8 protein-coding genes and 1 pseudogene are annotated in these 8,070 nt (G+C 66.3%); 6 read left to right on the top strand and 3 right to left on the bottom strand.

Features of this window, described 5'->3' with window-relative positions; genetic code table 11:
• The 5 genes and pseudogenes from QZ609_RS21920 to QZ609_RS21900 form a co-directional block, all read left to right on the top strand.
• A pseudogene (locus tag QZ609_RS21920) lies at positions 1-408 on the top strand (P-type conjugative transfer protein TrbL); the annotation flags it as partial.
• Between the two features lie 18 nt (positions 409-426).
• Positions 427-1,131, top strand: a complete 705-nt coding sequence (trbF, locus tag QZ609_RS21915) for a conjugal transfer protein TrbF (protein ID WP_016452510.1) — start codon at positions 427-429, stop codon at positions 1,129-1,131.
• Entirely contained in the window at positions 1,128-2,120 is a 993-nt protein-coding gene (gene trbG / locus QZ609_RS21910) for a P-type conjugative transfer protein TrbG (RefSeq protein WP_016452509.1), read from the top strand. Before trbF ends, trbG begins: the two co-directional genes overlap by 4 nt.
• A gap of 2 nt (positions 2,121-2,122) precedes the next feature.
• Positions 2,123-3,385 (top strand): TrbI/VirB10 family protein, encoded by a 1,263-nt coding sequence (locus tag QZ609_RS21905; protein ID WP_016452508.1) that lies wholly within the window; start codon positions 2,123-2,125, stop codon positions 3,383-3,385.
• On the top strand, positions 3,382-3,624 hold the full coding sequence (locus QZ609_RS21900; protein WP_016452507.1) for a DUF2274 domain-containing protein: 243 nt from the start codon (positions 3,382-3,384) through the stop codon (positions 3,622-3,624). The genes QZ609_RS21905 and QZ609_RS21900 overlap by 4 nt, the downstream gene beginning before the upstream one ends.
• 632 nt (positions 3,625-4,256) lie before the next feature.
• On the opposite strand, the gene QZ609_RS21895 is transcribed toward QZ609_RS21900, so the two are convergent.
• The 3 genes from QZ609_RS21895 to QZ609_RS21885 all read right to left on the bottom strand — a co-directional run bounded on the left by QZ609_RS21895 (position 4,257) and on the right by QZ609_RS21885 (position 7,331).
• Positions 4,257-5,141, bottom strand: a complete 885-nt coding sequence (locus QZ609_RS21895; RefSeq protein ID WP_295499511.1) for an NAD(P)-dependent oxidoreductase — start codon at positions 5,139-5,141, stop codon at positions 4,257-4,259.
• A 13-nt stretch (positions 5,142-5,154) separates the two neighbouring features.
• A complete protein-coding gene (locus QZ609_RS21890; protein WP_295499509.1) occupies positions 5,155-6,324 on the bottom strand; it encodes an ABC transporter substrate-binding protein in 1,170 nt (389 codons plus the stop codon).
• A gap of 65 nt (positions 6,325-6,389) precedes the next feature.
• On the bottom strand, positions 6,390-7,331 hold the full coding sequence (locus tag QZ609_RS21885) for a CysB family HTH-type transcriptional regulator (protein WP_295499507.1): 942 nt from the start codon (positions 7,329-7,331) through the stop codon (positions 6,390-6,392).
• 156 nt (positions 7,332-7,487) lie between these two features.
• Between QZ609_RS21885 and QZ609_RS21880 the strand changes: the two genes are divergently transcribed.
• A partial coding sequence (locus QZ609_RS21880) for a sulfite exporter TauE/SafE family protein (RefSeq protein WP_295499505.1) occupies positions 7,488-8,070 on the top strand: 583 nt, incomplete at its 3' end.

The raw sequence follows: 8,070 nt of genomic DNA, 5'->3' as shown, positions 1-8,070 counted from the left end.
CCCGCCGCCGCCCGCTCGATGGCATCGACCGCCAGCAGCGCCAAGTCGACGTACCAGGCGGGCTCCACTTCGGCCGGTGGCGGCCTGAAGGGTGCCGCCGCCGGCGTGGGCAATGTTGCCAAGACCGGCGCGCAGGCGGCCGGGCAGAAAGTCGCCGATGGGGCGCGGTCGATGAAGGAACGCATGGCGGCGGCCTTTCGGCCCGATGACGCGCCGGCCTCCGGCGCCGCGCACGCCGACCCTGACGCTAGCGGATCGGCTCCGTCTGCCGAACAACCCGCCTGGGCCAAGCGCCTGCACCGCAGGCAGCAACTCACCCATGCCGCGACGACCGCCGCCCACACGCTGCGCGGCGGCGACGGCGGCAGCTCCAGCCAGGGGCCAAGCCTGCGTGATTCCGATTCCTGATCTTGAAGGAGAACTCCCATGCGATTCAAAAGACCGCAGGTGCGCTATGCCAACACACCGCAGCCTGCTACCCCGTACCAATCCGCCGCCCAGGCCTGGGACGAGCGCATCGGCTCGGCCCGCGTACAGGCGAAGAACTGGCGGTTCATGGCCTTCGGCTGCCTCACTTTGGCCGTACTGATGGCCGGTGGCCTGGTCTGGCGTTCCGCGCAGTCCATCGTCACCCCCTACGTCATCGAGGTGGACAACTCGGGTCAGGTGCGCGCTGTCGGCGAAGCGGCCACGCCGTACCGGCCCAGCGATGCGCAGATTGCTTACCACCTCGGCCGCTTCATCGGTCTGGTGCGCTCGCTGTCCATCGACCCCATCGTGGTGCGGCAGAACTGGCTCGATGCCTATGACTACACGACCGACAAAGGCGCCGTGGTGCTCAACGAGTACGCCCGCGTGAACGATCCGTTCGCGCGTATCGGCAAGGAGTCGGTGACGGTGCAGATCAGCAGCGTGACCCGCGCCAGCGACACGTCGTTCAACGTGCGCTGGACGGAGACGCGCTTCGTCAACGGCGCGCTGGATCGCACCGAACGCTGGAACGCCGTGGTGTCCATCGTGCAGCAGACGCCGCGCACCGAGCAGCGCGTGCGCAAAAACCCCCTGGGCATCTACGCCAACGGGCTGTCGTGGAGCCGCGAACTGGAAGCGAACGAAGGAGCAAAACCATGAATGATCTTTTCCGTAAATCCGCCTTGCCGATCATGCTGCTTGCCCTCACGGGCTGCGCTACGCAGGGCAAGCCGCCGCCGTCCATCTCGCTCGATGAGCCGGTGCAGGCCCAGCCGCTGCCGGAGCCGCCTACGCCTGTGGAGGTAGTGGCTGTGCCGCAGGTGCTGCCGATGCCAGCGCAGATGAAACCTGTGCCGGATGCCAAGTCCGTCGCAGAACCCGCCGATGAAACCGTGCGCGTGTCTCGCGCCAACGCCGAGGCGCGTATTGCGCCCACGCGCGAGGGCTACGTCAACGCGATTCAAGTGTGGCCCTTCACAGATGGCGCGCTGTATCAGGTCTATGCGGCCGTGGGCCGCGTGACGGTGATCGCGCTCCAGCCTGGTGAGGAGCTGGTGACGGTGGCTGCTGGCGACACGGTTCGCTGGATCGTCGGGGACACGTCGAGCGGCAGCGGCGATGCGCTGCGCGTCAATGTGATGGTCAAACCGATCCGCTCGGGGTTGAAGACCAACCTAGTCATCACCACCAGCCGGCGCACCTACCTGCTGGAGCTGACTTCGACCGAGAAGACGTGGATGGCGTCGTTGTCCTGGGAGTACCCGAAGGACAAGATGCTGGCCCTGCAGCGCCAGGCGCAAGCGGCCAGCGCCGTCGCGCCGGTCGATAGCGGCCTGTCGCTGGAGAAGATCCGCTTTCGCTACGCGGTCAGCGGCAGCAATCCGCCGTGGAAGCCGCTGCGCGCCTTCGATGACGGCGGGAAGGTCTACATCCAGTTCCCGCCGGGCATCGCGCAGGGCGAGCTGCCGCCGCTGTTCGTCATCGGCGCGCAGGGCGACGGGCAGTTGGTGAACTACCGTTTTCGGTCGCCGTATTACATCGTGGATCGCCTGTTCGGTGCGGCCGAACTGCGCCTGGGCGGAGACAAGGGCGATGTGGTGCGGATCGAGCGCACCGATGGCGTTTCCGGTGGCACGCGGAGGAACTGACCATGAGCCAGGACGACACTCGCGATCTTGGCACGCCACAGGCGGGCAAGGTCGCGCCCGAGGCGGTGGCGCTGCGCGCCCAGCCGCGCCCGGTCACACGCCTGAATCGGCGCACCTTGGCCATGCTCACGGGCGGCCTGTCGGTCGCCGTGCTAGGGGCCACGATCTGGTCATTGCAGCCACATCGGCGCGGCGCAGGCGAGCAGACCGAGCTTTACAACGTGGATCGCGTCTCGAAGTCCGAGGGGCTGGATGGCCTGCCTTCGGATTACTCCAAGCTGCGGAAGGTGCCGGAGCTGGGGCCGCCGCTGCCGGGCGATCTCGGCCCTGCCATCGTGAAGGCGCAGCAGCCGGTGACACCCACGTATGCGCCACCGGGCCACGACCCGGAGGACGCTCGGCGCAAGGAAGCCGAAGCGGCAGCGGCTTCCTCGGTGTTCTTCCATTCTGGTACGCCCGGCAAGACCGCAGCGCCAGCGACTGCGCAAGCGGCTGGCCCGGCATCGACCTTGGCGGGCTTCGACCCGCTGGCCGCTGGGCCGGCCTCGACGGCTGCCCAGCCTGCCGACCCGACCGCCGTGCAGAACCGGCAAGACCAGAAAGAGGCTTTCCTGAAAGGCGGTTCTACGGAAACCCGCAATTCTGGCAATCTGCAAATGCCAGCCTCGCCGTACCAGATGATGGCCGGGACGGTGATCGCCGGGGCGCTGGTGACAGGCATCAAGTCGGACCTGCCGGGCGACGTGATTGGCACGGTGACGGAGCCGGTCTACGACTCGGCCACGGGCAAGTTTCTGTTGATCCCTCAGGGCTCGCGCCTCATGGGCAAGTACAACAGCCAGATGAGCTATGGGCAGAGCCGCGTGCAGGTGGTGTGGAACCGCATTATCTTGCCGGATACGTCTTCGCTGAAGCTCGACAACCTCGCGGGCGCCGACCCGGCCGGCTACTCCGGCCTGGAGGATGGCGTCGATTGGCACTGGGATCGCGTCTTTGCCGGTGCGGCGCTGACGACACTGCTGGGCGTGGGCGCGGAGCTGGCCGCGCCGGAGAACCGGCAGAACGGCAACCGCATCGTGATTGCCGGGCGCGACAGCGCGCAGGACAGCATCAATCAGGTCGGCCAGGAGATGACCCGGCGCAACATGAACATTCAGCCGACCTTGACGGAGCGGCCGGGCCTGCCGGTGCGGATCATCGTCAACCGCGATCTGGTGTTGCGACCGTACCAGCCGATGTTCTTCCAGCGGGGGGCGATGCGATGAGCACGACGAAGAAATTGCGGCTGGGGCCGCTGCCCAAGCTGGAGTCCACGAAGCTAACCTTTGCGTGCTCGGTCAGCCTGAAAGCCGACCTTGACCGCTATGCCGCGCTGTACGCGCAGGCGTATGGGGAGGCGGTCGATGCCACGATGCTGATCCCGTACATGCTGGAAACCTTCATGGCGGGGGATCGAGGATTCAAGCGCACGCAGACCAAGAACGAAAAAGCCGCCTCTGCTTGACAGAGGCGGCTCTTGAATTGGTGCCCGAGGCCGGAATCGAACCGGCACGCCTTGCGGCGGGGGATTTTCTTCCCACTTCGGCTTTCGCCGCCGCCGTCTCCGAAGAAACGGCGTTCGTGGGCTGGAGCACGCCTTCACCATAGCCTTTCGGCCGTAGGTGCCCGCCGTCTGCTCTCTACACCTTCCGAGGAGCCTTTCGGCTCCAGGGCTTGGCTCGGTATTAGCTCGGACTTGCGTCCAGGGCCTTCGCCGAGTTTGACGGGCTTCACCTCTGGGGTTTCCCCCGGAGGGCTCAAATTTGGTCTGAGTCCCCTGCGTCTACCAATTTCACCACTCGGGCATGACGCACGATGCTACTTCAACTATCTACTCCTCACTGGGAGCCAGCTTGCATCGTCCTGGCTCCTAGCTGACTCCTGGCTCGAAATGCAGGCATCTCGATCAAGAGGCGATTTATCACTCAATCCCTTGTCCCATGCGGCTTGGCAGGCAGTGACCTCAAGCAAGAACTACGTAGAAGTCCCTATTTTTGAGTCCGGCGCGTCTACCAATTTCACCACCGAGGCAGGGGTGCAACGAGCCAGCGATTATGCCAGAAATCCCGCCCACCCAACAAGGCGCGCGGGGCGGGCTCAATCCGGCTGGCGATCGTTCTGTGCCTCCAGCACGCGCAGCAGCGACGACGTATCGTCATGCCCCCAGCCGTTGGCGACCAGCGCACCCAGCTGCGCGGCCACCAGCTCCATCGCCGGCATCTGCAGGCCCAGTTCGTGGGCGATCTCGCGCACCAGGCCGAAGTCCTTGTCGTGCAGGCGGGCCTCGATGCCGGCGGCAAAGTTCCGCTCGGCCATCTTGGGCCCCATCATGTCGAGCATGCGGCTACCCGCAAAACCCGGGCCGATGGCCGCCAGCACACGCGACGGGTCGGTGCCCTGGGCACGCGCGAACAGCATGGCCTCGGCGATACCCTGGATGTTGATGACCTGCACGATCTGGTTGCACGCCTTGGCCACCTGGCCCGCGCCGTGGTCGCCGATATGGGTGATGGTGGTGCCGAGCAATTGCAGCAGCGGGCGCACGCGCTCGAGCACCTCCGGCTTGCCGCCCACCATGATCGACAGCGTCGCCTTCTGCGCGCCCATGGTGCCCCCGGAGACCGGTGCATCCAGGAACGCGATGCCCGCCGCTTCCAGCGCAGCGGCGATGCGGCGCGTGGCCACCGCCGAGATCGTGCTGTGGTCGATGCAAACCGTGCCACGCGGCGCTCCATGGATGACACCGTCCGGCCCGAGCAGCACCGCTTCCACATCGACGGTGGAGGTGACGTTGGTGAAGACCACCTCCGCATCGCGTGCGGCCTCGGCGGGCGTGCTGCACGGCTGCGCGCCGATGGCACGGGCGTGGTCGGCGGCCTCGGGGCGGCGCACATACGCGCGCACCGTGTGGCCAGCGGCAATCAGGTGCTGGACCATCGGCGAACCCATGTTGCCGAGGCCGATGAAGGCGATGCGTGTCATGGCGTGAGTCCGGTTATTGGGCGCCGGCGTAGGCGAATCGGCCGTTCTTGATGATGCCCATCACGCGCGAGCGCTGGTCGAAGCCCTGGTGATCCTGGGCATTCAGGTTCAGCACGCCGTTGGGCACGGTCAGGTCGCGCGTGGTTTCCAGCGCATCGCGCAGGGCGGCGCGGAAGGCGGGCGTGCCGGGCTGGGCGCCGGTCTTGAGGGCACGCGCGGTGGCGTTATCGAGCAACTGCCAGGCGCCCCAGGCATCGCCGGCAAACTGGGTGATGGAATTGGGGCCGTACTTGGCTTCATAGCGGTCGGCAAACGCCAGTGCCACCTTCTTCACCGGATGGTCGGCGGGCAATTCGCGCGCCACCACCACGGGGCCGGTCGGGAAGAGGGTGCCTTCCACGTCCTTGCCGCCGACCTTCAGGAACTCCGTGCTGGCGATGCCGTGGGTCTGGTAGATGCGGCCCTTGTAGCCACGCTCGACCAGCGTGCGCTCGGGCAGCGCGGCCGGTGTGCCGGAGCCGGCGATCAGGATCGCATCGGGCTTGGCGGCCATCAGCTTGAGCACCTGGCCGGTCACGCTGGTGTCCGGGCGGGCAAAGCGCTCGTTGGCGACGACCTTGAGCTTGCGCAGCTCGGCCAGTTTCGAGAATTCACGCCACCAGCTCTCGCCATAGGCGTCCGAGAAGCCGATGAAGCCCACCGTGTGCACGCCCTTGTCGGCCATGTCCTGCGTCACCAGCGTGGCCATCTGCGAGTCGTTCTGCGGCATCTTGAAGGCCCAGCGGCGGCGGGCGTCCTGCGGCTCGACGATCGAGGCCGAGGCCGCCAGCGTGATCATCGGCGTCTGGCCCTCGGCCACCGGGTCGAGCGCGGCCAGCGCCGTTGGCGCGATGGTCGGGCCGACGATCACATCCACCTTGTCCTCGGCGATCAGCTTGCGCACGTTGCGCACCGCCGCCGACGGGTCGGAGGCGTCATCCAGCACGATGTATTGCGCGCGCTGGCCGCCCACGGTCGCGGGCCACATCTGCACGGTGTTCTTGCTGGGGATGCCGATGGCGGCGGCCGGGCCGGTGGTCGACAGCACCACGCCGACGCGGATATCCGCATGGGCGGGCAGGGCGAGGGCAGCGGCGCTGGCGATGAGCGCAAAGCCGCACAGCAGGCGACGTCGGGTCGTCATGGTGTCTCCGGAAGGGGAATCAGGCGGGCAAGTCTAGTGCGTGGTGCGTCGGCGGGCCGGATGCGTCACAACTCGTACGCTTCGTGATCGCCGGACATCAGTTGCTCGACCAGCTTGCGCGTGAGCGCCGGGGCGAACAGTTCGATGAAGGTGTAGACGAAGCCGCGCAGGTAGGCGCCTTGCTTGATGCCCAGGTGCGTGACATTGGTGCCGAACAGGTGGCCGGCGGGGATCGCGCGCAGGTTGCGGTCGCGCTCCGGGTCGAACGCCACCCCGGCCACGATGCCGATGCCCAGGCCGACTTCCACGTACGTCTTGATGACGTCCGCGTCGATGGCCTCGAGCACGATGTCGGGCTTGATCTGGCGCAGCTCGAAGGCGTGGTCGATCTTGGGCCGGCCGGCAAAGTGCTGGTCGTAGGTGATGATCGGGTAGGCCTTCATGTCTTCCAGCGTGAGGTGCTGGCGCGACAGCAGCGGGTGGTCGGGCGGCGTCACCACCACGTGCTGCCACTGGTAGCCGGGGATCGAGATCAGATCCTTGATATGCGACATGCCCTCGGTGGCGATGGCGAGATCGGCCTGGTCGTGCAGCACCATGTCGGCGATCTGCGCGGGCGTGCCCTGCTGGATGGACAGGCGCACCTTGGGGTACTTGCGCGTGAATTCGGCAATCGCCTTTGGCAGGGCGTAGCGCGCCTGCGTGTGCGTGGTGGCGATGGTGAAGTTGCCCTGGTCTTGCGCGGCGTAGTCCTTGCCGACGCGCTTGAGCGTCTCGACTTCCTGCAGCACCCGCTCGACCGAGGCTAGGATGCGCCGGCCCGGCTCCGTGAGGCCCCGGATGCGCTTGCCATGCCGCGTGAAGATATCGACACCCAGCTCCTCTTCCAACTCGATGATGGCCTTGGAGACGCCTGGTTGTGACGTATAAAGCGCTTTTGCCGCCTCGGTCAGGTTGAATTTCTGCCGCACGGCTTCGCGCACGAAGCGAAATTGGTGCAGGTTCATGGCTGCGCGGTCGTTATAGGAGAAAGACGAGCGATCTGAGCGCTACTTATAACCGAAGCCATATAAACAAACAATTTTTTATTGGTTTGGGATATGAGGTGGCTTCATTACGATGCTCGAACTTCGTGATAACACACCCTCACTGTCCCACGCGCCATGACGCTTGCCTACACGGTTTCCGGTCTGCTGGTCGGCCTGCTGGTCGGCCTGACGGGCGTCGGCGGCGGTTCGCTGATGACGCCGCTGCTGACGCTGATGTTCGGCTTCTCGCCGGCGACGGCCGTTGGCACTGACCTGGCCTTCGCGTCGCTGACCAAGGGTGTCGGCACCATCGCGCACCGCAGCCACGGCCATATCCGCTGGGACATCGTCAAGCGCCTCTGCCTGGGCAGCCTGCCGGCGGCGCTGGTGACGGTGATCGTGCTCAAGAATGCCGGCAATCTGGATGCCGAGTGGATGCACCTGATCCGCGTCACGATCGGTGTGTCGGTCATCCTGACGGTGATCTCGGTGCTGTTTCGGCAGCGCGTGCTGGCCTGGCTGGCGCGTCATCCGCGCTATCGTCTGCAGGGCACCGCACTAGCCGTCGCCACCGTCATCGTTGGCGTGGTGCTGGGCGTGCTGGTGACGGTGTCGTCCATCGGCGCGGGCGCCGTCGGCGCGACGCTGATCCTGCTGCTGTACCCCGAATTGAAGAGCGCCGAAGTGGCCGGCACCGACATCGCTTATGCCGTGCCGC

Source organism: uncultured Ralstonia sp., assembly GCA_913056305.1.
Taxonomy (GTDB): domain Bacteria; phylum Pseudomonadota; class Gammaproteobacteria; order Burkholderiales; family Burkholderiaceae; genus Ralstonia.
This window is presented reverse-complemented; position numbering and strand designations above follow the sequence as displayed.